The sequence below is a fragment of the Pseudorhodoferax sp. Leaf274 genome, assembly GCF_001422445.1.
Taxonomy (GTDB): domain Bacteria; phylum Pseudomonadota; class Gammaproteobacteria; order Burkholderiales; family Burkholderiaceae_C; genus Pseudorhodoferax.
Genome location: NZ_LMNA01000030.1, coordinates 390,288 through 411,724 on the forward strand (window position 1 = coordinate 390,288; position 21,437 = coordinate 411,724).

At 72.5% G+C, this 21,437-nt stretch carries 20 protein-coding genes and 1 pseudogene; 10 read left to right on the forward strand and 11 right to left on the reverse strand.

Annotated features, from left to right (window positions below):
- The first annotated feature begins 82 nt into the window (after positions 1–82).
- Positions 83–1,507, forward strand: a complete 1,425-nt coding sequence (locus ASF44_RS28555; protein WP_056902646.1) for a short-chain fatty acyl-CoA regulator family protein — start codon at positions 83–85, stop codon at positions 1,505–1,507.
- Positions 1,508–1,514: 7 nt separating this feature from the next.
- Here the strand turns inward: ASF44_RS28555 and ASF44_RS28560 are convergent, their stop codons facing one another.
- The 3 genes and pseudogenes from ASF44_RS28560 to ASF44_RS28565 all read right to left on the reverse strand — a co-directional run.
- The gene (locus tag ASF44_RS28560; protein ID WP_056902647.1) at positions 1,515–1,784 is read right to left on the reverse strand and encodes a hypothetical protein; all 270 of its coding nucleotides are present in this window, start codon (positions 1,782–1,784) and stop codon (positions 1,515–1,517) included.
- Between the two features lie 65 nt (positions 1,785–1,849).
- Positions 1,850–2,077 (reverse strand): spore coat protein U domain-containing protein (locus ASF44_RS31375; RefSeq protein ID WP_235579381.1); only part of this gene is annotated, 228 nt, incomplete at its 5' end.
- 1 nt (position 2,078) lies between these two features.
- Positions 2,079–2,609: pseudogene (locus ASF44_RS28565) on the reverse strand (spore coat protein U domain-containing protein); the annotation flags it as partial.
- 379 nt (positions 2,610–2,988) lie between these two features.
- Here ASF44_RS28565 and ASF44_RS28570 point away from each other — a divergent pair.
- A complete protein-coding gene (locus ASF44_RS28570; protein WP_056902649.1) occupies positions 2,989–5,448 on the forward strand; it encodes a hypothetical protein in 2,460 nt (819 codons plus the stop codon).
- Between the two features lie 34 nt (positions 5,449–5,482).
- Here the strand turns inward: ASF44_RS28570 and ASF44_RS28575 are convergent, their stop codons facing one another.
- Positions 5,483–5,920 carry a universal stress protein gene (locus tag ASF44_RS28575; protein WP_056902650.1) on the reverse strand — a complete coding sequence of 146 codons (438 nt, stop codon included), beginning with the start codon at positions 5,918–5,920 and terminating at the stop codon, positions 5,483–5,485.
- 230 nt (positions 5,921–6,150) lie between these two features.
- Between ASF44_RS28575 and egtB the strand changes: the two genes are divergently transcribed.
- The 3 genes from egtB to ASF44_RS28590 all read left to right on the forward strand — a co-directional run bounded on the left by egtB (position 6,151) and on the right by ASF44_RS28590 (position 8,736).
- Positions 6,151–7,452 (forward strand): ergothioneine biosynthesis protein EgtB, encoded by a 1,302-nt coding sequence (egtB, locus tag ASF44_RS28580; RefSeq protein WP_056902651.1) that lies wholly within the window; start codon positions 6,151–6,153, stop codon positions 7,450–7,452.
- 77 nt (positions 7,453–7,529) lie between these two features.
- Complete coding sequence (egtD, locus tag ASF44_RS28585) at positions 7,530–8,432, forward strand: L-histidine N(alpha)-methyltransferase (RefSeq protein ID WP_082525155.1); 903 nt, start codon at positions 7,530–7,532, stop codon at positions 8,430–8,432.
- Positions 8,433–8,454: 22 nt separating this feature from the next.
- Positions 8,455–8,736, forward strand: coding sequence for a DUF427 domain-containing protein (locus ASF44_RS28590; RefSeq protein ID WP_056902653.1), 282 nt, complete (start codon positions 8,455–8,457; stop codon positions 8,734–8,736).
- A 36-nt stretch (positions 8,737–8,772) separates the two neighbouring features.
- Here the strand turns inward: ASF44_RS28590 and ASF44_RS28595 are convergent, their stop codons facing one another.
- Both ASF44_RS28595 and ASF44_RS28600 read right to left on the reverse strand, forming a co-directional pair.
- Positions 8,773–10,461 (reverse strand): diguanylate cyclase, encoded by a 1,689-nt coding sequence (locus tag ASF44_RS28595; RefSeq protein WP_056902654.1) that lies wholly within the window; start codon positions 10,459–10,461, stop codon positions 8,773–8,775.
- Between the two features lie 152 nt (positions 10,462–10,613).
- Entirely contained in the window at positions 10,614–11,426 is an 813-nt protein-coding gene (locus ASF44_RS28600; protein ID WP_056902655.1) for an SDR family NAD(P)-dependent oxidoreductase, read from the reverse strand.
- A 73-nt stretch (positions 11,427–11,499) separates the two neighbouring features.
- On the opposite strand from ASF44_RS28600, the gene ASF44_RS28605 reads away from it, so the two are divergent.
- From ASF44_RS28605 to ASF44_RS28620, 4 genes are all read left to right on the forward strand, one after another.
- Complete coding sequence (locus ASF44_RS28605; protein WP_056902656.1) at positions 11,500–11,799, forward strand: hypothetical protein; 300 nt, start codon at positions 11,500–11,502, stop codon at positions 11,797–11,799.
- 11 nt (positions 11,800–11,810) lie between these two features.
- Positions 11,811–13,490 carry a PepSY domain-containing protein gene (locus ASF44_RS28610; RefSeq protein ID WP_056902657.1) on the forward strand — a complete coding sequence of 560 codons (1,680 nt, stop codon included), beginning with the start codon at positions 11,811–11,813 and terminating at the stop codon, positions 13,488–13,490.
- Complete coding sequence (locus ASF44_RS28615) at positions 13,483–13,812, forward strand: DUF3325 domain-containing protein (protein WP_056902658.1); 330 nt, start codon at positions 13,483–13,485, stop codon at positions 13,810–13,812. Before ASF44_RS28610 ends, ASF44_RS28615 begins: the two co-directional genes overlap by 8 nt.
- Before the next feature lie 87 nt (positions 13,813–13,899).
- Positions 13,900–14,643: a 2OG-Fe dioxygenase family protein gene (locus ASF44_RS28620; protein WP_056902659.1), complete on the forward strand. Its 744-nt coding sequence runs from the start codon at positions 13,900–13,902 to the stop codon at positions 14,641–14,643.
- Positions 14,644–15,129: 486 nt separating this feature from the next.
- On the opposite strand, the gene ASF44_RS32455 is transcribed toward ASF44_RS28620, so the two are convergent.
- From ASF44_RS32455 to ASF44_RS32465, 3 genes are all read right to left on the reverse strand, one after another.
- On the reverse strand, positions 15,130–15,882 hold the full coding sequence (locus ASF44_RS32455; RefSeq protein ID WP_162243884.1) for a DNA/RNA non-specific endonuclease: 753 nt from the start codon (positions 15,880–15,882) through the stop codon (positions 15,130–15,132).
- Positions 15,879–16,037, reverse strand: a complete 159-nt coding sequence (locus ASF44_RS32460) for a hypothetical protein (protein ID WP_162243885.1) — start codon at positions 16,035–16,037, stop codon at positions 15,879–15,881. Before ASF44_RS32460 ends, ASF44_RS32455 begins: the two co-directional genes overlap by 4 nt.
- 107 nt (positions 16,038–16,144) lie before the next feature.
- Positions 16,145–16,480: a hypothetical protein gene (locus tag ASF44_RS32465; RefSeq protein WP_082525114.1), complete on the reverse strand. Its 336-nt coding sequence runs from the start codon at positions 16,478–16,480 to the stop codon at positions 16,145–16,147.
- Between the two features lie 238 nt (positions 16,481–16,718).
- Here ASF44_RS32465 and ASF44_RS28630 point away from each other — a divergent pair, with 238 nt between their 5' ends.
- Positions 16,719–17,801 (forward strand): LuxR C-terminal-related transcriptional regulator, encoded by a 1,083-nt coding sequence (locus ASF44_RS28630; protein ID WP_056902660.1) that lies wholly within the window; start codon positions 16,719–16,721, stop codon positions 17,799–17,801.
- Here the strand turns inward: ASF44_RS28630 and malQ are convergent, their stop codons facing one another.
- Entirely contained in the window at positions 17,802–19,304 is a 1,503-nt protein-coding gene (malQ, locus tag ASF44_RS28635; RefSeq protein WP_056902661.1) for a 4-alpha-glucanotransferase, read from the reverse strand. It lies immediately after the preceding gene.
- Positions 19,305–19,310: 6 nt separating this feature from the next.
- On the reverse strand, positions 19,311–21,419 hold the full coding sequence (gene glgX, locus ASF44_RS28640) for a glycogen debranching protein GlgX (RefSeq protein ID WP_056902662.1): 2,109 nt from the start codon (positions 21,417–21,419) through the stop codon (positions 19,311–19,313).
- Positions 21,420–21,437: the final 18 nt, after the last annotated feature.

Genomic DNA, 21,437 nt, shown 5'->3' on the forward strand with positions numbered 1-21,437 from the left:
GACAGCACTGAAAAGGCGAAGGCTTGCGAATGAAAACCCGCGAAATTGCGAATCTTGCGAATCACCCACGGCGGCACCGCGCATGAAGAAGACCTTCATGGGCGTGCGCCTGCGCAAGATGCGCGCAGAGCGCGGCCTGTCGCAGGTCGCCATGGCCCATGCCCTGGGCCTGTCGCCGAGCTACCTGAACCAGATCGAGCAGAACCAGCGCCCGCTGACGGTGCCGGTGCTGCTGCGCATCCACGCCACGCTGGGCGTGGACATCCAGCAGTTCTCCGAGGACGAGGAGGCGCGCCTGGTCGCCGGCCTGCAGGAGGCCCTGGCGGACGCGCCGGAACCCGTGGCGCTGGCCGAGATCAAGGAGATCGCCGCGCAGATGCCCGCCGTCGGCCGGGCGGTGGTGGCGCTGTACCGCCGCAACCAGGCGGCGCTGGACCAGGTCGAGACCATGGCCGGCCACCTGGGCGACGGGCGCTCGGGCGAGAGCCTGCCGCGCGCCATGCCGTTCGAGCGCGTGCGCGACTTCTTCTTTGCGCACCAGAACTACTTCGACGCGGTCGACGTGGCGGCCGAGGCCTTCGCGGAGCAGGCGCGGCAGGCCGGCGGCACGCTGGCCGACTGGCTGGTGCAGCGCCTCGTGCAGCAGCATGGCGTGCGCGTGCTGGCCAGCGACGAGGCGGCGCACGGCAAGCGCGCCTTCGACCCGGCGGCGCGCACGCTGCGCCTGTCGCTGGCGCTCGATGCGGGGCAGCAGGCCTTCCAGCTGGCCACGCAGCTGGCCCTGCTCGAGATCGGCGCGTGCATCGACGCGCTGACCGACGTGCCGCCCTTCACGGACGACGCGGCCTCGCGGCAGCTGGCGCGGATCGGCCTGGCCAACTACTTCGCCGGTGCGCTGGTGCTGCCGTACGGGCGCTTCCTGCAGGCGGCCGAGGCGCTGCGCTACGACATCGATCTGCTGGGCCAGCGCTTCGCCGTGGGTTTCGAGACCGTGTGCCACCGCCTGAGCACGCTGCAGCGGCCCGGCGCGCCGGGCGTGCCGTTCTTCTTCGTGCGGGTGGACCGGGCCGGCAACATCTCCAAGCGCCAGTCGGCCACGCACTTCCACTTCAGCCGCACCGGCGGCACCTGCCCGCTGTGGACGGTGTACGAGGCCTTCGGCCAGCCCGAGCGCGTGCTGCCGCAGATCGCCCGCATGCCCGACGGGCGCAGCTACCTGTGGATCGCGCGGGCCGTGTCGGGCGGCGGGCGCGGCTATGGCGCGCCGCGCAAGACCTTCTCCATCGGCCTGGGCTGCGACATCCGGCACGCACCGCGGCTGGTCTACGCCAAGGGCCTGGACCTGTCGGACCCCGACGCGGCCACGCCCATCGGCATGGGCTGCAAGGTCTGCGATCGGGCGCACTGTCCGCAGCGTGCCTTCCCGTTCATCGGCCGGCCCTTGCAGGTGGACGTGAACCAGAGCCGGTTCACGCCCTACAGCGCGGCCGTGTCGGCCGCGCCGTGAGGCAGGGTCAAGCGACGTCGAGGTCGGCCTGCGGGGGACGTGGGCTGGCGCCGAAGCAGGCGCGCACGGCCGCATCGCAGGCGCGGCTCCAGGTGCGCGCGGCGCGCACCGTGGCCGGGCTCGGCTGTTCGGCCTCGTCGTTGCCTTGCACCTGCGTGAACGCATTGCGCGCTGCCAGCGGCGACAGCCCCGAGGCCTCGAACACGGCGCGGGCGGCCTGCGCACCCTCGGTGCATTGCGCCTGCGTTGCCAGCGGGGCGTTGAATCGAACTTCCATGGTGGCCTCCTTGGTTGCGATCGGGTGCGATGACGGGGGTGGGGTCTGGCGCCGGGGCGCGGTGCTTACCAGGCCAGCGTGACCTGCAGCACGTCGGTGTAGGTGCCGGACGCGAGCGCGGCGGCGCTGGTCTTGTTGATGCGGCCGAAGATGGGCAGCGGCAGGGCCACGCCCGTGCCCGGCAGCGTGACGCCGACGGCGCTGGCGCTGGTGGGGTAGGCGCTGGTCATGCCGGCGTCGCTGTAGACCTCGTAGGGCAGGTAGCTGAGGTGCCCAGCTTCATGGCGCGCGAGNCAGCGCGGCGGTGCTGGTCTTGTTGATGCGGCCGAAGATCGGCAGCGGCAGGGCCACGCCCGTGCCCGGCAGCGTGACGCCGACGGCGCTGGCGCTGGTGGGGTAGGCGCTGGTCATGCCGGCGTCGCTGTAGACCTCGTAGGGCAGGTAGCTGGAGGTGCCCAGCTTCATGGCGCGCGAGCCGATGCCGACCGAGCCGCCCTGGCCGGCGTTGTTGCCGCCGCTGACGGTGATGGACAGCGACAGGACATCGGGCGAGCACAGGATCTGGGTGGCGCCCGCGCCGCCGGCACCGCCGGAGGCGGTGGCGGCCAGGATGCCGGTGAAGGTGGCCGGCTGGGTGCCGAAGTCCAGGGTGCCGAAGTTCACGCCGGTGGAGCCRGCGCCCGGGGCGCCGGAGACGATGCAGCCGGCYTGCAGCACCATCTTGGTGTTCAGCTGGCCGGCCATGCTGCCCGATGCGAAGGCGGGGATCGCGGCGAAGGCCAGGGTGCTCAGGGCCAGGGCGATCTTGGTGGACATCTTGCGCATGGGGAACCTCGTGTCGGGTGGTGGATCGGGCCGGTTCGTCGTGAACCGATGGGCCTGATTGTTCGGCTTGCCGCCTCCCACATCCTGTAGAGACCGTGACGGATTGCGGCAGGGTTGTTCACGTTCCGTTCACATTTGCGGGCAGCCGGGCAGGGCGTCCGGATGACCGTCGAAGCCGCCTTTCGAGGCCGCTACCGCATGGGCGGGACGCCGCGGCCACGCCGCCCGCGCCGTACCGCCTCGGCGGGATGCCCACCGCGCACCCGACTGCCTACAGTGCGAGCCCTCACCCTCTGCCTCAACACGCTCGCCGGCCGTCGGACACCCGCCCTGTGCCGTCGCCCGACATCAGCTGGCGTCCTGAACCGGAGTCGCCCCCATGTCCATGTTCCCGATCCTGCCGAAGCCCGCGCTGCGCCGGCGCGCCACCCTGGCCCTGGGCGCGGCCGTGCTGGCGCTGTCCGCATGCGGAGGGGGGGGCGACGACCCGCCGCCGGACGGTGGGACGACCCCGCCACCCGGGGTGGTCACGCCGCCCGTCACGCCCCCGGCGCCCACCATCACCCTGCAGCCCGTGGCCGCCACCGCCACGGAAGGCGCGCAGGCCAGCTTCGACGTGGCCGCCACCTGCAGCAGCGGCACGCTCACCACGCAATGGCAGCGCAACAACGGCGCGGCCGGCGACTTCGCCGCGATCGCCGGCGCCACCGCGCCGAGCTACCGCCTGGCCACCGCGCTGGCCGACAACGGCGCGCAGTTCCGCGCCACGCTGTCCTGCGGCGCAGACAGCGCCACCAGCAACGTGGCCACGCTCACCGTCAACGCCGCGCCACCGCCAGCCGGCCCGCTGCTGGCGCCGCTGGCGGTCAACGGGCTGCGCGACCAGGCCGACATCGGCAGCGCGCGCGGCATCGTGCGCGAGGCCTCGGGCAGCTTCGCCTTCGTGTCGGGCAACACCGTGCGCCGGCTGGCGGCCGACCTGTCGTCCATCACGCTCGTCGCGGGCGAAAGCAACGGCGGCGTACCGGGCGCCACCACCGACGGCACCGGCACCGCGGCGCGGTTCAACAACCCGATGGGCATCGCCGCGGACGGCAACGGCAACCTGTACGTGACCGAAGAGCTCGGCCACACCATCCGCCGCATCACGCCCGCGGGCGTGGTGACGACGCTTGCCGGCGCGGCAGGGACGGCCGGCATGGCCGATGGCGCGGGGGGCACCGCGCGCTTCTTCGCGCCGCTGGGCATTGCGTGGGGCCCCGATGGCGACCTGTACGTGGCCGACAGCGGCAACGCCCGCATCCGGCGCGTGAGCCTGTCCGGCGCCGTCTCCACCTACGCCGGCAACGGCGGCTTCGGCTCGGTCGACGGGCCGGCCGCCAGCGCGCAGTTCAGCGTGCCCACTGGCGTCGCCGCGGCGGCCGACGGCACCGTGTACGTGAGCGAGTTCGGCCGCGTGCGCCGCATCGCGCGCAGCGGCGCCAGTGCCGGCAACGTCGACACCTTTGCCGGCAAGGGCCCCGTGCTGCTGAACGACAACGCCGACGGCACCGGCACCGCGGCCGGCCTGCCCACCGCGGGGTTCCTGGCGCTGCAGGGCGACACGCTGTACCTGCGCGACGGCATCGGCCTGCTGCGCGCCATCGACACCGGCACGGCGGTGGTGACCACGGCGGCCGGCAGCCGGCCCCCGACGCCCGAGTACAACGCCACGAACGAGTACCCGCGCCTGGTGGACGGTCCCCCGGGCCGGTCGCGGCTGGGCCGGTTCCGTGGCGGCGTGGCCCCGGTGGGCGATGGCAGCTTCATCCTCACCGACAGCGAGGCCGGCGCGGTGCGCCGGGCCGACGCCACGGGGCTCGTCACCACGGTCGCGATGGCCAATGCGTTCGAGAGCGGCGCCCAGGCGCGCGGCGGCACCGGCGTGCTGGCGCAGCAGCCGCTGGACGGCCCGGGGATCGGCTTTGCGCCGGTCGCGGCCGCGCCCGATGGCAGCGTGGTCATCAGCCAGGCCAACAGCCTCGTGCGCCGCATCGCCGCCGACGGCAGCGTCAAGACCCTGGTCGGCCTGCCCACCAACCGCTGGAACCTCGACGGGACGGGCAGCGCCGCGCTGCTCAATGCCGCCACGGCGCTGGCCGTCGATGCCACGGGCAACATCTTCTTCTTCGACGCCTTCAACATCCGCCGCATCGACGGCACCAACACCACCACACCGGTGGCCGGCGCGGCGTACTTCGGCATCCCCAGCCAGAGCGCGCCACCACCGGAGAACGGCGCCGCCGACGGCGCCGGCACGGCGGCACGCTTTTCCTCGGTCGAGGCGCTGGTCACCGGGGCGGGCGGCGAACTGTTCGCCGCCGACAACCCGAACCGGGCCATCCGGCGCATCGACGCCGCCGGCAACGTGAGCACGTATGCCGGCGCGCTCGGGCAGCAAGGCACCGCCGACGGCCCGGCCGCCACCGCGCGTTTCAGCGGCCCGGTGGGCCTGGCGCGCACGCCGGACGGCGTGCTGTGGGTGCTCGACGGCAGCCGCGGCAATACCGCCCCAACGCTGCGCCGCATCGCACCGGACGGCACCGTCAGCAGCTTCGCCAGCCTGGCCTCGCGCATCGCCGTCGACCCGGCCGGCACGCTCTACGCCATCACCAGCGCGGGCGACCTGGCCCGCGTCGACACCGCCACGGGCGGCTTCACCACGCTCATCCCGCGCGGCACCGCCGTCACGCTCGGCGCCAGCCCGACGCTGGGCGGCACCGGCGCGCTGGTGGCCCCGGGCGTGAGGCGGCTGGTGTTGATCTCCGACGGGCAGCTGCTGCAGGCGACGCTGCCTTGACGCACCCGACCGGCGGCCTGCGATGCATCCGTTCTCAGCGGATGATGGACACGAGCACGCTGCAGTGCGCGTGCTCGATCAGCGCGCCGGAGATGGCGCCCTGCCACCAGCGCGCCGCCCAGTTCTCCAGGTGCTTGTGGCCGACGACGATCAGGTCGGCCTCGATTTCCTTGGCGCGGCGCGTGATCTCGGTGACCGAGTCGCCCGTCACCACCTCGCCGCCCACGTGGTGCCCGGCCGCGCGCAGCCGGGCCAGGCCGGCATCGAGCACGGCCTGGTGGCGCCCGCGCTCGCGTTCCTCGGCGGCCTGGTCGTAGACGCCCACCTCCAGGCCGATGGAGCCCACGTGCAGCGGCATCACGGCGATCAAGGTCAGGGCCGCACCGCTCAGGTGGGCCAGGTCGCCGCAGTCGAGCAGGGCCTTCTGGCCGGCTTCTGACCCGTCATAGGCGAGCAGGATGCGCTTGTACATGGCGGAACTCCCTGGGTTGTGGTGGGCGCAGTCTAGGCAAGCGCTGCGGCGCCGTCGAATCCGGGAATGCCCTTGTCGCCATTGCAGGTGTAGGCTTGGTCCTGCACCCGGGGCAGGCCGGCGCCGACGACGGCAGCGGCGCGGCAACGACGTGCCGGCCCGGCGTGCTGGCCTATGGTCGCGTCTTGCTGTGCGAAGCCGCACAAGAACCTACGAGAACGAGGCCTTGCATGACCGTTTCCTCTCGTCCTGAGCATGCCCCTGCGGTCCCGCAGGAGCGCGAAGGGCTGCTGCGGCGCTTCGTTGCGGTGCGGGCCCATTCGCTGGCCTTGGCCGCGCCGCTGTCGCCCGAGGACCAGTGCGTGCAGTCCATGCCCGACGCGAGCCCGACCAAGTGGCATCTGGCGCACACGAGCTGGTTCTTCGAGGCTGTGGTGCTGCACCCGCTGCACCCGTCCCCGCCGGGCTACGAGGCCTTCGACGCGCGCTTCTCCTACCTGTTCAATTCCTACTACGAGGCATTGGGCCCGCGCCATCCGCGGCCGCAGCGTGGCCTGCTCACGCGGCCTTCGGCAGACGAGGTCGTGGCCTACCGCCGCCATGTGGACGCGGCCGTCGAGCGCTTCATCGCCGAGGCCGACGCCCAGGCCTGGCAGGCTGCGGCGCCGCTGCTGGAATTGGGCCTGCAGCACGAGCAGCAGCACCAGGAACTGCTGCTGACCGACGTGCTGCACGCACTGTCGTGCAACCCGCTGCTGCCGGCCTACGCGCCGGCCGAGACCGCGGCGCTGCGCCTGGTGCGCGAGCAGCCCGAGCCGCTGCGCTGGCTGCGCCGGCCCGAGGCCATCGTCGAGGTCGGCCACGACGGCGACGGCTTCTCGTTCGACAACGAAGGCCCGCGCCACCGCCGCCTGCTGCCGGCCTACGAGATCGCCGAGCGGCTGGTCAGCTGCGGCGACTACCTGCGCTTCATCGAGGACGGTGGCTACCGCCGGGCCGGCCTGTGGCTGTCCGACGGCTGGACCCAGGTGCAGGCGCAGGGCTGGCAGGCGCCGGCCTACTGGCTGGCGCCGGGCGATCCGCGCGCACCGGCGGCCGACTGGCAGGTGTTCGGCCTGGCCGGCGTGCAGCCGCTGGACCCGGCGGTGCCGGTGATGCAGCTGAGCTTCTACGAGGCCGCGGCCTATGCCGAATGGGCCGGCGCCCGGCTGCCGACCGAATTCGAATGGGAGGCCGCGCACGGCGCGCCGGGCCTGCGCGACATGGCGGGCAAGGTCTGGCAGTGGACGCGTTCGTCCTACGAGCCCTACCCGGGCTTCAGGCCGCTGGCCGGCGCCGTGGGGGAATACAACGGCAAGTTCATGGTCGGCCAGATCGTGCTGCGCGGCGCCAGCCTGGCCACGCCGGCAGGCCATGCGCGGCCCACCTACCGCAACTTCTTTCCGCCGCACGCGCGCTGGCAGTTCTCGGGACTGCGGCTGGCGCGCGATCCGCAAGCCCCCGCACCCCAGGACCAGGAGACCGCCGAATGAGCTTTGTCATGCAACCCTCGATACAACCCTATCTGCGCGTGGTGGGCAGCGAGGCCGGCTCCGGCTTCCGCGCCGACATGCACGCCGCACTCGGCGCGGCCCGGCGCAGCATCTCGCCCAAGTACTTCTACGACGCGCGCGGCTCGCAGCTCTTCGACGCCATCTGCGAACTGGTCGAGTACTACCCGACGCGCACGGAGCTGGGCCTGCTGCGCACCCACGCCGGCGAGATCGCGGCGCTGGCCGGCCCGCAGGCCGAGGTGGTGGAGTTCGGCGCCGGCTCGCTGCGCAAGGTGCGGCTGCTGCTGGACGCGCTGGACCGCCCGGCCGGCTATGTGCCGATCGACATCTCGGGCGAGCACCTGGCGCAGGCGGCGCAGCAGCTGCGCGGCGACTACCCCGGCCTGGCGGTCCAGCCCGTGGTGGCCGACTACACCCAGCCCCTGCAGTTGCCCGCCGGGCCGCACAAGACCGGCATGCGGCTGGGTTTCTTCCCGGGTTCGACCATCGGCAACTTCGACCCCGAGCAGGCGCTGCGTTTCCTGCGCATGGCCGCGCGCGTGCTGCGCGGCGGCGCGCTGCTGCTGGGCGCCGACCTCGTCAAGGACCCGGCCGTGCTGCATGCCGCCTACAACGACGGGGCGGGCGTCACCGCCGCCTTCAACCTGAACCTGCTGGCGCGTGCCAACCGGGAACTGGGCATGGACTTCGACCTGGACGGCTTCGCGCACGGCGCCTTCTACAACAGCCCGCGCCGGCGCATCGAGATGCACCTGGTCAGCCGCCGCGCCCAGCGCGTGCAGCTGGACGGCCAGGCCTACCTGTTCGAGGAAGGCGAGACGCTGCACACCGAGAACTCGCACAAGTTCAGCGTCGACAGCCTGCGCGCGCTGGCCGTGGAGGCAGGCTTCACGCCGGGGCCGGTGTGGACCGACCCCAACCGCCTGTTCAGCCTGCACTGGCTCGCGTCTCCGGCATGATGGGGCTTTGAAGGAGAACGGCATGAAAGCTGTCTGGAACGGCAAGGTCCTTGCCGAAAGCGATGACCTGGTGCTGGTCGAAGGCAACCAGTACTTCCCGATGGAATCGCTGAACCGCGAGCACGTCACCTACAGCAACCACAAGAGCACCTGCCCCTGGAAGGGCCAGGCCAGCTACTTCTCGCTGCTGGTCGATGGCGAGCTGAACCAGGATGCCGCGTGGTACTACGCCGATCCCAAGCCCGCGGCGGCCGAGATCAAGAACCGCGTGGCGTTCTGGAAGGGCGTGAAGATCGAACCGTGAACCGCGGTGGCGCGTGCGCGCCGGTCCCGGCGGGCCTCAGGGTCCGGCGGTGACGACGCGGTTGCGCCCCTCGCGCTTGGCGCGGTAGAGCGCCGCGTCCGCGCGCCGCAGCAGTTCGCCCGGCTCCGACAACTGCAGCGCGGCATCGACCGTGGCGACGCCCACGCTGACGGTGATGCGCCCGGCCGCAGCCGTGCCCAGGTCCAGCGCGCCCACCTGGCGGCGCAAGGCTTGGGCCAGCAGTGCAGCCTCCTCCGCGCCAGCGCCGGGCAGCAACAGGACGAATTCTTCCCCTCCCAGCCGGGCGGCCAGATCCCCGGCGCGCTGGGCCAGGCGTGTCATTTCGGCTGCCACGCGCTGCAGCACCTCGTCACCGACGTGGTGGCCATGCGTGTCGTTGAATTGCTTGAAATGGTCGATGTCGACCAGCAGCAGGCTCAGCGGCGCCGCGCCGCGCTGGACCCGGCGGAACTCCAGTTGCAACACCTCGTCGAGTTTGCGGCGGTTGGCCAGGCCGGTCAGCGGATCGGTGGTGGCCAGCGCTTGCAGCCGGCATTGGGCCTGCGCCAGCGCGTCCTCCACCGCCTTGCGCGCGGCGATGCCGCGCAGGTTGACGACGCGCCTGTCCTCGAGCCCACTGCAATCCCCCGGGAGATGCCTGGCACGTGCCTCCACCCAGACGAAGGAGCCGTCCTTGTGCAGCGCCCGGACGCGGTAGTCCTGCTGCGTCTGGCCGCGGCGCACCGAGCGCAGGGCCTTGGCGATGACCGGCACATCGTCGGCATGGCAGAACTCCGCGAGCGCGCGCCCCAGCACCTCGCGCACTTCCCACCCGAGCAACTCGGACAGCGCGGGCGAGGCGTAGGTGGTCACACCGTGTTCGACCGACAGGATGATGTCGCTGGAGAATTCCGCCAGCAGCCGGTAGCGCCGCTCTGCCTCCTCCAAGGCGACCTGCTGGCGCTGCAGGTCGGTGATGTCGGCATGCTCGAAGCAGCCGCGCCCGTCCGCTGTTCCGCGCTGCTCGATGACGCGCACGAAGCGCTCGCCGGGCAGGGCCAGCACGAAGGGGGCGCCTGAGAAACGCTGGTTGTCGCGCAACGTGGCCATGCTCGCGACGAACGCGGCGTCGCCCTCGCGACCGGTCCAGGCGGCGCGGTAGATGCTCTCGAACCTGCGGCCCAGCGCGGCCTCGGCCGTGTCCAGGTCGTACAAGTCCAGGAAGGCCTGGTTGGACCACATCACGCGGTCGGCGACGTCCACGATCACCACGCCGGCGGCCAGGCGCTCCAGCACGGCCATGGCATCGATCTCGGCCAGGCGGCGCGTGCTGCTCACGTGTTCGGACGGGATGGTGGCCAGCGCCGCCACCTTGCGCCACACCCGCAGCCGTCCGAACCGGCCGATCTCGAACGAGGAGACGCGCACGCGGGCGTCCTGGTGGTCGAACTCGTAGGGCCGGCGCTGGCTGCGGTGGCGCGCGATGCCCTCGGCGATGTAGCGGTCGATCGAGGCGCGTTCTTCCCCGCGCAGCCTGCCGTCGTAGAACCTGCGCAGGTTCTCGGCATAGGCTTCGCCGACGTGGATCTTGCCGATGTGCTCCGGAAAGATCGACAGGAAGGTCTTGTTCCACGCCAGCGTACGGTCGTGCTCGTCGAAGGCGCAATAGGCCACTTCGAGCCCGTCCAATGCCACGCCAATCGCCTGCAGCAGTGCGTTTTTCAAGGCAGCCGGTTCCGTTACTTTTGTGCAACTTGTCCAGGCGCAAGATTAACAGCCCCCCTGCGCGCGCCGCGCGCCGTGTTGATGCAGAAAGCCCACGCTGCGGCGCTGTCCGACACGCCGGGGTTGCGCAGCCGCAACCGCGGCTGCCGCCTTCAGCGCGCCGCGCCCTGCCGCAGCGTGGCCAGGCCGATGCCGGCCGCGTCGAAACCGCCGTCCACCGCCAGCAGCTGGCCGTTGACGTAGCTGGCCGCCGGGCTGCACAGGAAGCCGACCGCTTCGGCGATCTCCTCGGGCGTGCCGTAGCGGGCCAAGGGGATCACGTCGTGGTAGTCCTGGCGGATGGCTTGGCTGTGCACCTGCTTGGCCATCTCGGTGTCCACCGGGCCCGGCGCCACGCAGTTCACGCGAATGCCCTGGGTTCCCAGTTCCGTGGCCTGCTGTTTGGTCAGATGGATCAGCGCGGCCTTGCTGGTGCCGTAGGCCACGCGCAGCGTGCTGGCCCGCAGCCCCGAGATCGAGGCGATGTTGACGATGGCGCCGCCGCCTGCCGCCAGCATGTGCGGCACGCAGGCCTGGCTGCACAGGAAGGGGCCGTCCAGGTTCACGGCCAGCACGCGGCGCCAGTCGTCGTACGCGGTCTCGCCGATCGGCTTGAAGATGGCGATGCCGGCGTTGTTGACCAGCGCGTCGATGCGGCCGAAGGCCCGGGCCACGCCGTCGATGGCCGCCTGCACCTGGGCCGGGTCGGACACGTCGCAGGGCAGGCCCAGCACCGCCCCGGAGGTGTGGGGCGCGGCCAGGCCGGCCACCGTGCGCTGCAGCGCTTCGGCCTCGAGGTCCAGCAGCGCGACGCGGTGGCCGCGCGCAAGGAACCAGCGCGCGACGGCCAGCCCGATGCCGCGGGCGCCGCCCGTGACGACGGCAACGGGCGCGGTGGGGGAAATGGGGGAAAGGGGTGTGTCCATGTTGTCTCCGGAAAGTGGTGGCCGCGCTTATACCCCCGCGCCCATAGAATAAGAACAACTCTCAACAACTCCCATGCACGCACCTGCCGTCACCCGCCCGCAACTCGTAGCGCGCATCGCCGCCGCCGTCCTGGGCGGCTATGCCTTTTCCTGGGGGCTCGTCGCGCTTGGAATGGCCGGCCTGTTCGCGCTGGGCATGCCGTTCCACGATGCCGAGCACCTGACCGCCATGCTCGCCATGCTGGCCTATCTGGTGGTGTTCCTGTGGGCCTTCGCGGCGCGCAGCCTGCCGCGCGTGTGGCTGGTGCTGGCGGGCGGCGGGGCGGTGATGGCGGGCGCGGCCTCGCTGCTGCAATCCGCGCTACTGCGCTGAAAGGGCCGACGATGTTCCCCAATTTCCGCCTCGCCATGGCCTGGCTGCACACCTGGTTCGGGCTGGTGCTCGGCTTCGTGCTGATGGTCGTGTTCTTCTTCGGCGCGCTGTCGGTGTTCGACCGCGAGATCGACCGCTGGGCCATCCCGGCCTCGCGCTTCGCGCCGCAGCCCATGCCGTCCTTCGACCGGATGCTCAAGCCGATCTTCGCGGGCATGCAGCCGAACAAGGAGAACGTGGCACTGCTGCAGGGCCGGGTGGACGGCCCCATTCCCGAGCGCTTCGACACCGTGCGCAGCTGGGGCGCCTACACCACCCACCGCGATCCGGTGCTGGGCATCTTTGCCAACTACGAGGTGCCGGGCGCCAAGGACCCTGAAGAAGGCGTCTGGGGCACCCGCACCATCGATCCGCGCAGCGGCGCCGCGCTGCCGGACGACCGGCTCAAGATCGGCAGCCAGTTCTTCTACCCGCTGCACTACAGCCTGAACCTGAACTGGATGAGCCTGGGCACCTGGATCGTCGGCTTCGCCGCGCTGACGATGCTGGCCGCGCTGGTCAGCGGCGTGGTGATGCACCGCAAGATCTTCCGCGAGTTCTTCACCTTCCGCCCGAAGAAGGCAACGCAGCGCAGTGCGCTGGACCTGCACAACATGACGGGCGTGGTGGCGCTGCCGTTCCACTTCTTCTTCGCCTTCACGGGGCTGGTGATCTTCGCGGGCATCTACTTCCCGGTCGGCCCCACCCAGCTGAACCCGCTGCACGAGCTGCACGAGAAGCTCGAAGCCCAGGAGACCGGCCTGCCGCACGAGCGCGCGGGCGTGGCCGCGCCGCTGGCCTCGGTGGATGCCATGGTGGGCGAGGCCCAGCGCCGCTGGCGCGACAAGGGCATGGGCGGCGAGGTCGGCTTCCTGTCGTTGCAGCACGTGGGCGACGCCAACGGCTATGTCAGCGTCTACCGCGCGGGCACCGACCGCATCGCGCTGGTGGGCGAGGGCATCCACTTCAAGGCCTCCACCGGCGCGCTGCTGCGCGAGGACCCGCCGCAGAGCGCGGTCGACAGCGTCAACGAGTTCCTGACCGGCCTGCACCTGCAGCACTTTCGCCACTGGCTGCTGCGATGGTTCTACGTGCTGGGCGGGCTGGCGGGCTGCGTCTGCATCGCGACCGGCTTCGTCTTCTTCGTCGAGAAGCGCAAGAAGCAGCACGCCAGGCAGGGCATCCAGGGCGTGCGCACGGTCGATGCGCTGGCCGTGACCACGGTGACGGGCATGCTGGTGGCCGCGCTGGGCATGCTGATCGCCAACCGGTTGCTGCCCGACAGCCTGCCGGCCGGCTGGCCGGCGCGCGGCGACCTGGAGCGCTATGCCTTCTGGGCCGGCTGGACGTTGGCGCTGGTGCATGCGCTGTGGCGCAGCGCCCCCGTGGCCCAGGGCCGCAGCAACCCGGCCTGGCGCGAGCAGTGCGTGGCCGTGGCCGGGCTCGCGGTGCTGGCCGTGGCGCTGAACTGGCTGACCACGGGCGACCATCTGTGGAAGACCCTGGGCGCGGGCTACTGGCCGGTGGCGGGCGTCGACCTGTTCCTGCTGGCCGGCGCGGGCATCGCCGTGCTGGCCGCGCGCAAGCTGCGCCGCCGCACCGCGGGCCAGGCCGCCGGCGCTGGCCTGGCGCGGGAGACCCTCCATGCGTGATGCCTTGCTGCTGGGCGCGGCGGTGCTGTCGGCGCTGGCCGGCATGGGCTGGCTCGCGCTGGCCATGGAGGTGCATTGGCAACAGGTCTGCGGGGCTGGCGCGCCGCCGCCCGCCGGCGCGCAGTGGCTGCGCGTGCCGGGCGCGGTGGCGCTGGCCGGCTCGCTGGTGCTGTGCCTGGCGGTCGACCATGCGTCGATGGCCGCGCTGGTCTGGGTCATGTCGCTGGCCGCCGCCGCGTTGTGCGTGGCCGCGGCGCTGACCTGGCGGCCGCACTGGCTGCGCGTGCTGGTGCCCGGCGCGGGCCGCCCCGCACGGGCCTGACGGCATCGCTCCACACCGCTCCACGTCGCTCCACACGGTGGCAACATGCATCCCCTGGCTCCGCCGGGGGCCATCCTGGATTTCCACATGACCACGCCTTCGTTCGTCCCTCCGCTGACCCCGCCCGACCAGGTGGTTGCCACCGTGCACCGCCAGGGCTATGCCGTGCTCGCGGCCGCCACCGTGGGCGCGCTGGCCGGCTGCACGGCCGAGGCGCTGCGCGTGCTGGAGCCGTCCTGGTCCGACCTGCCGCCCGACGCCTACCTCAAGGACGGCGGCCGCTACCGCCGCCGCCGCCACGCCAGCTTCATCGCCGACGGCGGCCAGCTGCAGGCGGTGCCGCACCGCGCGCACTGGCAGCCCGTGGCCTACAACGCGCTGCACGGCGGCATGGAGCGCTGGTTCGAGCCCATGCTGGCCGCCGACCTCGTGCAGCCGGCCTGGCAGCAACTGGTGCTGGGCCTGGCCGGCCTGTGCAGCAGCCTGCGCGGCGGCGCGCCCGCGCGCTGGTACGTGGAGGCGCACCAGTTCCGCATCGACACCACCGACGGCATCGGCCGGCCCACGCCGGAGGGTGCGCACCGCGACGGCGTGGACTTCGTGGCCGTGGTGCTGGTGAGCCGGCAGGGCATCAAGGGGGCGGAGACGCGCGTGTTCGAGGCCGACGGCCCCAACGGGCAGCGCTTCACGCTGACCGAACCGTGGTCTCTTCTGTTCCTGGACGACGCGCGCGTGATCCACGAGTCCACCCCGATCCAGCCGCTGGACGCGGGCGGGCACCGCGATACGCTGGTGCTGACGTTCCGGTCCAAAGGCTTCCAGGACGCCTGAGGCTGCGGCCGCGGGGTGCCGGCACGGGCGCCTGCCGGTGCCACTGCAGGCGGCGGTGGGCCGCGATGGCCGTCACGCAACCGCAGCCGACCAGGTTGATGGCGGAGATCAAGGCCAGCGGGCCGTCGTGCGCCACCATCGCCGCATAGGCCAGCGCGCACAGGTTCGAGACGGTCCACGAGCCCCAGGTCAGCAGCGACAGCGTGCGCGCGCCCTCGGTGTCGCGCCACACGGCGCGGATCTGCGGCAGGTAGGTGACCACGCGCACGGCGTTGGTCGACAGGTAGAGCCAGACCACCGCGTTCAGCGTCGGCGACAGGGCTTGCAGGTGGTCGATGGCGGCCATCGTCGGGTTCCTCGCATTCGGCAAGGGGCGAGTCTGTGTCGCGGCCCGGGGCCGCGCATCCACAAGGCGTGGGAATGTCGCGCGTCCCTACCGTGTTTGCGGGATGCCCTGCGTGGCCGTGGCCCGGGTCCGGCGCAGCTTCAGTCGTCCGGCTCCCCTTGCAGCAGGCGCAGGCCGATGCGGTGCGTGAGCGCCTCGTAGGTGATGGGCGGCTGCACGTGGGCGCCAGCGCTGTTGGGCAGCCAGTGCGCCCAGGCCCGGTTCGTGCTGGCGTCATAGACCAGCTTGAACATCGCCTCGGGCACCCAGACCCGGCCCGGCCCCAGCCGCGCGGGCTGCGGGCCGAACACCGGGCCGGTGACCACGTAGACATCGCCGCGGGCGCGGCGGACGTAGCGGCGCGTGTCCTGCTCGATGCGGTTCCACGGCCCCTGGTTGGCGGCCGGCACCTGCGGGACCATGTTGGCCAGCGAGAAGCTCTGCGCGAAGCCTTGCGCCTGCGTCATGTCGCCGGCCGGCACCACGTGCCCGCGGTCCATGCGCTGGCCGTCGGGCAGCGCGGTGCGATAGTCCTGCAGCGTGGCGCGCTCGGCGCGTGGCAGCCGGGCCTCCTCGTAGAACGGGTTGCGGCCGCGCTGGTGCTTCGCCGCGCCCTCGAAGTCGCGGCGGTTCAGCCGCTCGACGGCATAGACCGGCGTCTTGCTGGTGGCCGAGTAGAGGATGGCGAAGCCGTCGAAGCACAGCGGCCGCGTCGCCTGCGCGAAGCCCTGCGGCAGCTGCGGCACATGGCGCTGCGGAAACAGCGCCAGGCAGCCCTCGAATGCGGCCTGGGCCGGCATGCCGGCCAGGGCCAGCCACGCCAGCGCCAGGCCTGCACGCCAAGCCCGCCTCACAGCACGAAGCCGAAGGTGGCCGCCAGCGCGCCCAGGCCCGCGCTGCAGACGGCCAGGGCCCTGGCATCGCGGTGGTTGTCGAGCTGGCGTTCGCGCCAGGCGGCGTGCAACAGGAAAAGGGCGACGAGCCCGAGCAATGCGGTGTAGGCGTTCATGGGAATGGGAGCAAAAGGAAGGGCAGGGGCGCGCCTTCGGGCGGCCCCGTGCCAGGGAAAGTCGGAGGGAAATCGGCGCGCCGGGCCAAGGCCGGGCGCGCGGCGCGTCACGCGCGTGACGGCGGTGCGCGGGCGCGGTAGCCCGCCAGCACCGGTGCGCCGGCGCGGCCGGGCGTGGCGATGCAGGGGCGTGGCTGCGGGCCGGCCGGCAGCAGCGTGGGCGCCCGGCCGCCGGCCAGCATGTCGTCGGCCGACAGGCTGGCCGTGCGCGGTGCGTGCTGGCGCTGGGCGAGCGCGTCGGCGCGGTCTCGCCGCGCGGTGTCGCCATGCCAGTGCGCGGCCGATGCCTCGACGTGCAGCGCCGGGGCATCCCCGCCCTGCAGGCCGCCGAGCAGCAACTGCAGCAGCAGCCACAGTCCCAGCGTGGTCCGTGCGGCGGTCACGCGGGCCGGGACTGCCGCGGGCGGCGGGTCGGGGGTGGCGGCAGGATCAGGAACTCCGGCAAGGCATGGCGGCGGCGATGGTAGGTGCAGCACTGGCGCGGCCGGGCATTTCCCTTCGAACATCCGCCAAATGGCGGACGCGCCGCAGCGCATGCGCGCGACACCGTGCGCGCGCCGGGAGTACAAGTGGCGCGCTGTCCGCCGGGTGGGGGCCCGTCCACAGCGCGGGAGGAACTGCATGCAGATCGGAACCGTGGTGCGCCGTGCGCTGGACGCTGCGCGGCATCTGGATGGCGCGGCGCCGCCGTGGCAGGCGGTGCTGGAGGGCCTGGCCGAGCTGACGGGCGCCGATTCGGCCACCTACACGGCGTTCGACGGCGCCGGCGGCTTGCTGGCCTTCGAGATCCGCGGCGGCGATGCCGCGGCCCAGCGTGCGTATGTGGACCACTACCACCCGCACGACATCATGAGCCCGGTGGCGCGCGGCGCCGCCGCCGGCACCTGGCTCGACAGCGCGCAGTTCTATTCCACCGCCAGCCTGCAGCGCAACATGTTCTATGCCGACTTCATGTGCAAGCACCGGCTGCGCCAGATGCTGGCCTTCATGACCGAGGTCTCTGCGGGCCGGCTCAGCGCGGTGTGCGTGCAGCGCAGCCTGGTGGACACGCGCATCGGCGACGTGCTGGCGGCCGCGCCCATGCGCGCGTTGACGCAGGCGGTGGGCGAGGCGTTGGCGCGCGAACGCACGCGCGCGGTGCAGGCCCTGGCCGTGGTGGAGGCCGCGCTGGACTCGTTCGGCGAAACCGTGCTGCTCGTGGCGCGTTCGGGCGCGCTGGTCCATGCGCCCGGGCCGGCCGCCCAGGCCTGGTTCAGCCGGCCCGGGGCGCTGGTGCCGCGCGGCGGCCTGCTGCAGCACCGTGAGCCGGCCCTGCAGGCCGCCTGGCTGGTCGCCGTGCAGCGGGCCGCGGGCGGCGAGGCCGTGGCGCTGGCGCTGCCGGCCGGCCAGGGTGCGGCGCACCGGCTGGCGCTGGCCCGTGCGCCGGCTGCACTTGCCGGTGCCGAGGCGCTGGTGCTGGTGCGTGTCGCCGCCGACCGGCAACGCAAGCCGGTGCAGGCCGAACTGCTGCGCCTCGCGTTCGGGCTGACCACGGCCGAAGCCGCCGTGCTGGCCGCACTGGCCGAGGGGGTGGCGCCGGTCGACTACGCGGCGCGCCACGGCGTGGCGATCAGCACCGTGCGCACGCAGATCGCGGTGCTGATGGCCAAGATGGGCTGCTCGCGCCAGGTCGACCTGGTGCGCAAGGCCTGCGCGCTGGGCTGATCAGGCGCGTCCGTACAGCAGGGTCAGCGCGGCCAGCCGCTCGGCGTGCTCGGGCCGCACCATGTCCCAGCCGAAGCGCCAGGCCCAGTGGCCTTCGCCCTCGCCGGGCAGGTTCATGCGGTGCTCGGCGCCCAGGCCCAGCACGTCCTGCAGGGGTGCGATGGCGGTGTCGGCCACGCTGGCCCAGGCCAGGCGGATCAGCGCCCAATGGATGGCGGGCGTGATCTGCTCGACGCCCTGGCCCATGTAGGCCGCGGCCTGTTCGCGCTCGGCCATGCCGGCCGTGGCCCACCAGCCGCGCGTGGTGTCGTTGTCGTGCGTGCCCGTGTAGACCACGGTGTCGGCCTCGTGGTGGTGCGGCAGGTAGGGGTTCTGCGCCTTGCCGTCGAAGGCGAAGTGCAGCACGCGCATGCCGGGCAGGTTGGCGCCGCGGCGCAGCGCGTCCACGTCGGGCGTGATGATGCCCAGGTCCTCTGCGATGATGGGCAGCGGGCCCAGCCCGTCGGCGATGGCGTCGAACAGCGCCGGCCCGGGGCCGGGAACCCAGCGGCCGTGGATGGCCGTGGGCTCGCTGGCCGGGATCTCCCAGTGCGCCGCGAAGCCGCGGAAATGGTCGATGCGCACCACGTCCACGAGCGCGAAGGTGTGGCGGATGCGCGCCGTCCACCAGGCATAGCCCTCGGCCGCATGCGCGCTCCAGCGGTACAGCGGATTGCCCCAGCGCTGGCCGGTGGCGCTGAAGTAGTCGGGCGGCACGCCGGCGACCACGCTCAGGTGGCCGTCGGGCTCCAGCTCGAACAGGTCCTGCCGGGCCCAGACCTCGGCGCTCTGCGGCGCGATGAAGATCGGTGCGTCCCCGACGATGGCCACGCCCTTGCCATTGGCGTAGGCCTTCAGGCGCCGCCATTGCACGAAGAACTGCCACTGCACGAAGCGCCAGAACGCGATGCGTTCGGCGTGCAGCGCGGCGGCCTCGGCCAGCGCGGCCGGCACGCGGCGCGCCAGCGGCGCCGGCCAGTCGGCCCAGTCGCGCCCGGGATGGGCTTCGCTGAGCGCCATGAACAGCGCATAGTCTTCCAGCCAGGGCGCGTGTTCGACGCAGAAGGCCTGGTGCGCCGTGCGCTGCGCGGGGCGCGCGTCCGTTGCAAAGGCCTGGGCCGCCTGCGCGAGCAGGGCCATGCGCCAGGGCACCATGGCGGCGAAGTCGATGCGCAGCGCGTCGAAGGCCGGCGGCTGCGCCAGGGCGGCCTCGGGCAGCCAGCCCTCGGCCGCCAGCGCGGCGAGGTCGATCAGCAGCACGTTGCCCGCGAAGGCCGAGGGGCTCATGTATGGCGAGTTGCCGGGGCCGACGCCGCCGAGCGGCAGGATCTGCCAGAGCTTCTGGCCGGCCGTGGCCAGCCAGTCGACGAAGTGGTGGGCCGCGGGGCCGAGGTCGCCGGCGCCGTGCGGGCCGGGCAGGCTGGTGGGGTGCAGCAGGATGCCGCTGGCGCGGGGTAGTCGCATGGAACGTCAGTCGAGTTGGATGTTGGCGCCCTCGGCGGCCAACAGGGAAATGCTCAGCGCAGGCAGCGCGTAGGCCTGCTCGCCCTGGTCGTACCAGCGCGAGCGGCCTTCGGGTCGGGCAGTGTCCAGCCAGCAGCGCCAGACGCCGGCAGGCAGCAGGAAGGCGGTGTCTGCCGTGCCGCCGTTGACCAGCAGCAGCAACGGCGCCCTGGCGCGGCCGGGCTTGCCGATCAGGCAGCCCAGCACGCGCTGGCCGGCGTCCTGCCAGGCGTCGCCCGTCAGCAGGCTGCCGTCGGCCTGCAGCCAGGTCAGGTCGTGCAGGCCCAGCGGGTCCGACAGGCCGCTGTACCAGCGGGCACCGAACGGCAGGGCCTGGCGGCGCAGGGCCAGCACGCGCGCGGTGAAGGCGAGCAGTGCGGCGTCGGCCCGGGACCAGTCGATCCAGGTGGTGGCGTTGTCCTGGCAGTAGGGGTTGTTGTTGCCGCCCTGGCTGTGGCCGAGCTCGTCGCCGGCGGCCAGCATGGGCGTGCCCTGGGCCAGCAGGGCGGTGGCCAGCAGCGCACGCTGCAGCCGGGCGCGCAGCGCCAGCACCTGCGCATCCGTGCTGGGGCCCTCGGCGCCGCAGTTGAAGCTCAGGTTGTGGCCATGGCCGTCGCGGTTGTTCTCGCCGTTGGCGGCGTTGTGGCGCTGGTCGTAGGCCATCAGGTCGGCCAGCGTGAAGCCGTCGTGCGAGACCACGTAGTTGACCGATTCGCCCGGCGCGCGGTTGCGTGGCTGGTACAGGTCGGACGAGCCGCACAGCCGCAGCGCGAACTCGCCGCGGTGGCCGGCCGGGCGGCCTGCGGCGGCCTGGGTCCAGAAGCCGCGCATGCTGTCGCGGAACTTGTCGTTCCACTCGATCCAGCCGCGCGGGAAGTTGCCGACCTGGTAGCCGCCCGGGCCGATGTCCCAGGGCTCGGCGATCATCTTCACGCGCGAGAGCACGGGGTCCTGCGCCACGGCCGTGAAGAACGGGCCGCCAGGCGCGAAGCCGCTGTCGCCGCGGCCCAGCACGGGGGCCAGGTCGAAGCGGAAGCCGTCGACGTGCATGTCCGCCACCCAGTAGCGCAGGCTGTCCATCACGAGCTGCAGCACGCGCGGTGCGCGGATGTCCAGCGTGTTGCCGCAGCCGGTGTGGTTCTCGTAGAGCGCCTTGTGCTCGGGCGGCAGCCGGTAGTACAGCGCGTTGTCCAGGCCGCGGAAGGACAACGTGGGGCCGGTCTCGTCTGTCTCGGCCGTGTGGTTGTAGACCACGTCCAGCAGCACCTCGATGCCGGCGGCGTGCAGCGCCGCCACCATGGCGCGGAACTCGGTGCGCTGGGCAGAACCGCCCTGGCTGCTGGCCAGGCGTGGCGAGGGGCAGAAGAAGCCCAGCGTGTTGTAGCCCCAGTAGTTGGTGAGGCCCATGTTCACAAGCCGCTGCTCGTCGAGCGCGTAGTGCACGGGCAGCAGGCTCACGGCCGTGACGCCGAGCTGCTGGAGATGTGCGATCGACGCCGGGTGCGCCAGGCCCGCGTAGCTGCCGCGCAGGGCCTCGGGCACGGCGGCGTTGCGTGCCGAGAAGCCCTTGACGTGGACCTCGTAGAACACGCTGTCCGCCAGCGGCGTGCGCGGCGGCTCGTCGCCGGCCCAGTCGTGCCCGTCGTGCACCACGCGGGCTTTGAGCGCATGGGCGGCGTTGTCGGCCTGGTCCATGTGCAGCGGGTGGCGCAGGTCGGCGCCGAAGTGCTCGTCGCGCCACTCGAAATCGCCCACGATCTCGCGCGCGTAGGGGTCCAGCAGCAGCTTGAACGGGTTGAAGCGGTGGCCGCGCTCGGGCCGCCAGGGGCCGTGCGCGCGCAGGCCATAGACCAGGCCGGGCAGGGCGCCGGGCAGGTAGCCGTGCCAGACGTCGTTGCTGTGGCCGGGCAGCGCCACGCGGGCGATCTCCTGCCGGCCGGTGTCGTCGTACAGGCACAGCTCGATGGCCTGGGCGTGCTCGGAGACCACCGCGAAGTTGATGCCCTTGCCGTCGAAATGCGCGCCCAGCGGCCAGGGCTGGCCGGGTTGCAGGGCGTGGGCGTCGGGTCGTTTCATCGCCGCAGCCCTCGGGGA

Coding starts and splice junctions, on each gene's coding strand:
- malQ (WP_056902661.1), bottom strand. CDS start 19,304: ATGCGACTACCCCGCGCCAGCGGCATCCTGCTGCACCCCACCAGCCTG.
- ASF44_RS28555 (WP_056902646.1), top strand. CDS start 83: ATGAAGAAGACCTTCATGGGCGTGCGCCTGCGCAAGATGCGCGCAGAG.
- ASF44_RS32460 (WP_162243885.1), bottom strand. CDS start 16,037: ATGAACGCCTACACCGCATTGCTCGGGCTCGTCGCCCTTTTCCTGTTG.
- glgX (WP_056902662.1), bottom strand. CDS start 21,419: ATGAAACGACCCGACGCCCACGCCCTGCAACCCGGCCAGCCCTGGCCG.
- ASF44_RS28610 (WP_056902657.1), top strand. CDS start 11,811: ATGTTCCCCAATTTCCGCCTCGCCATGGCCTGGCTGCACACCTGGTTC.
- egtD (WP_082525155.1), top strand. CDS start 7,530: ATGCACGCCGCACTCGGCGCGGCCCGGCGCAGCATCTCGCCCAAGTAC.
- egtB (WP_056902651.1), top strand. CDS start 6,151: ATGACCGTTTCCTCTCGTCCTGAGCATGCCCCTGCGGTCCCGCAGGAG.
- ASF44_RS28630 (WP_056902660.1), top strand. CDS start 16,719: ATGCAGATCGGAACCGTGGTGCGCCGTGCGCTGGACGCTGCGCGGCAT.
- ASF44_RS28615 (WP_056902658.1), top strand. CDS start 13,483: ATGCGTGATGCCTTGCTGCTGGGCGCGGCGGTGCTGTCGGCGCTGGCC.
- ASF44_RS28560 (WP_056902647.1), bottom strand. CDS start 1,784: ATGGAAGTTCGATTCAACGCCCCGCTGGCAACGCAGGCGCAATGCACC.
- ASF44_RS28575 (WP_056902650.1), bottom strand. CDS start 5,920: ATGTACAAGCGCATCCTGCTCGCCTATGACGGGTCAGAAGCCGGCCAG.
- ASF44_RS28590 (WP_056902653.1), top strand. CDS start 8,455: ATGAAAGCTGTCTGGAACGGCAAGGTCCTTGCCGAAAGCGATGACCTG.
- ASF44_RS28620 (WP_056902659.1), top strand. CDS start 13,900: ATGACCACGCCTTCGTTCGTCCCTCCGCTGACCCCGCCCGACCAGGTG.
- ASF44_RS28605 (WP_056902656.1), top strand. CDS start 11,500: ATGCACGCACCTGCCGTCACCCGCCCGCAACTCGTAGCGCGCATCGCC.
- ASF44_RS28570 (WP_056902649.1), top strand. CDS start 2,989: ATGTCCATGTTCCCGATCCTGCCGAAGCCCGCGCTGCGCCGGCGCGCC.
- ASF44_RS28600 (WP_056902655.1), bottom strand. CDS start 11,426: ATGGACACACCCCTTTCCCCCATTTCCCCCACCGCGCCCGTTGCCGTC.